The sequence below is a fragment of the Bacillus sp. GMs2/2 genome (assembly GCF_050172095.1).
GTDB classification, from domain to species: Bacteria; Bacillota; Bacilli; order Bacillales; family Bacillaceae_G; genus Bacillus_A; species Bacillus_A cereus.
This window is the reverse complement of record NZ_JBNLYE010000568.1, coordinates 1-1,952: the sequence shown is the minus strand read 5'-3', so window position 1 is coordinate 1,952 and position 1,952 is coordinate 1. Positions and strand designations below refer to the sequence as shown.

Sequence of the window (1,952 nt, the reverse complement as noted above, 5' to 3'; positions counted from 1 at the left end):
GGAAAGAGAAAATATATAGTAATTCAAATGAAAAGACAAATCAGAGGGAATTAGAGAAAAATTTTAATGCTGAGCTTATAGCTGATGATGATAACCATCCAACATCAGGGTTTGGAGCATATGCCTTACGAAGTAAAGATACGGATGAGATTTTCATAGTATACGTTGGAACTCAACCGAATCAGGTAGGCGATTTAGCAACCGATGGAGCAATTGGGCTACATAATTTAACTAATTCACCTATATTGGGGTCATTAGCGGAATTTCAGTATAGTCAAGCAGAAAAATTTTATGAAAAAGTCAAGGCGAAGAATAAAGGAAAGAAGATAACTTTACTAGGGCACTCCTTAGGTGGCGGAGCAGCGAATACAGTTGCATTAAGACATCAAGAAGATAATATAAACGTATTAGCTTTAAATCCTGCGCCTGTTTTAAATAAAGATGTGGTTAAGTACGGATACGGGACCAATATGAAAAATTGCCGCAGTCTTATAAATGAATATGATCCTTTGTATGGTGCCATTAAGGCCGCAGATTTTGTAATACCTGGACAGGTTTATAAAATGGAAAATGGGGAAGGGCATTCTTTTTTATATGATCCAAAATTTTATTCTAGGAATGGGAATGTAGCAATAGATAAATTGAAAAAGGTTAGCGAAACAGGATTTGATTGGAAATTTGGTTTTTTAGAAATATCAGAATCTGCTGGGGACCTATATAAAGGAATCACTGGAAAAAAAACATTAAGTACAACAGAAGAAGTTGTAGTGGATTTAGTGGTAAATGGAACCCCAGTCAGTGCAATTCTAGTTGCAATAACAGTAGTGGGAGATACTAGTGCTCTAGCAACAAAAATAGCAAGTATAGGTGTAGAAACAGGAAAAAAAGCTTTGAAATTTAGTAAGGAAGTTATACAAGAAGTTAGAAATCAGGTGAATGCGGCTGTGGATTGGATAGAGAATAAATTAGCAAAATGTAAGGAAAAGGTACTTGAAGTGTTAGAATCAGTATTTAACGCAGCTGTAGATTTTTTAGTAGGATGCATCATTCTTTATTTATCCCGTGATGAAATTATAGCAATTGCAAAAGAAGTAGCATCTTCTCTTGTTCAAGATATTTTAGATGTATTTAAAGGTGACTTTGAAATTGATACAAATATTGCTTCAATTGCTGGAGATTATGTAAGAAGCCATCGCCAATCATTATTAAACTATTTTATGAATGATGGTAGTAGAGGATTAAATCGTTCATTATTAGTAGAGATTTCCAGAGATGTGAACGAACTTTCAAATGATTTAAAAGAGTTAAGTCAAGATGTAACAGATGCGGTAATTTCTATGATAGCAAAAGATGAAGAGTTAGCTTCGGTTTCCTATTATTGATAAATGTTAAGGAAGGGGGTATGAGGATGGATTTACATATGATAATGTCGAGGGTTCATAGTACATTTCCGGACAGTGGTGGGCGAGATCAAATTATTAACGTTGTTATGCAACTTGAAAAAGCAGCTGTATCTTTGACAGGAGATATTAGAAGATTAGAAAGTAGTATTGATAATAGTTTGCAAGGTAAAACACGTGATGCTTTTATTGATCGTATCCGCCAATTAGAAAAAAGGCGACAAAAAATAGAAGAGAAAATTATCGTATTAAAAGGATCGGTGAATTAATATGAAAGATTATATGGAGAAAGTTTTGCCTTTAGGAAGTGTAGTGAGGTTGAGTACTGAGGAAGAAAAAGATGTAGAGTATGTAATTACTACAAGAGGAATACTTCTCGATGAAGACACTTTCTATGATTATGGTGGGGTATTACACCCAGTAGGATTGACGGCAGAGACATATAAATTATTCAATGACTTTGATATTTTAGAAGTAAAATTTGAAGGATATAAAAATTCTATTGAAGGAAAATTTGCTCATAATTTTAAAATATGGCGAAATGAATTTGTA

The 1,952-nt window shown here is 33.6% G+C and carries 3 protein-coding genes; all 3 read left to right on the top strand.

Going from position 1 to position 1,952, the window contains the following annotated elements; translation table 11 throughout:
- The coding region (locus ACQGS6_RS27410; RefSeq protein ID WP_426965952.1) for a lipase family protein at nucleotides 1-1,382 on the top strand (1,382 nt) is incomplete at its 5' end.
- A gap of 26 nt (nucleotides 1,383-1,408) precedes the next feature.
- A complete protein-coding gene (locus ACQGS6_RS27405) occupies nucleotides 1,409-1,669 on the top strand; it encodes a hypothetical protein (protein ID WP_000363091.1) in 261 nt (86 codons plus the stop codon).
- Between the two features lies 1 nt (nucleotide 1,670).
- A partial coding sequence (locus ACQGS6_RS27400) for a DUF4176 domain-containing protein (RefSeq protein WP_426965951.1) occupies nucleotides 1,671-1,952 on the top strand: 282 nt, incomplete at its 3' end.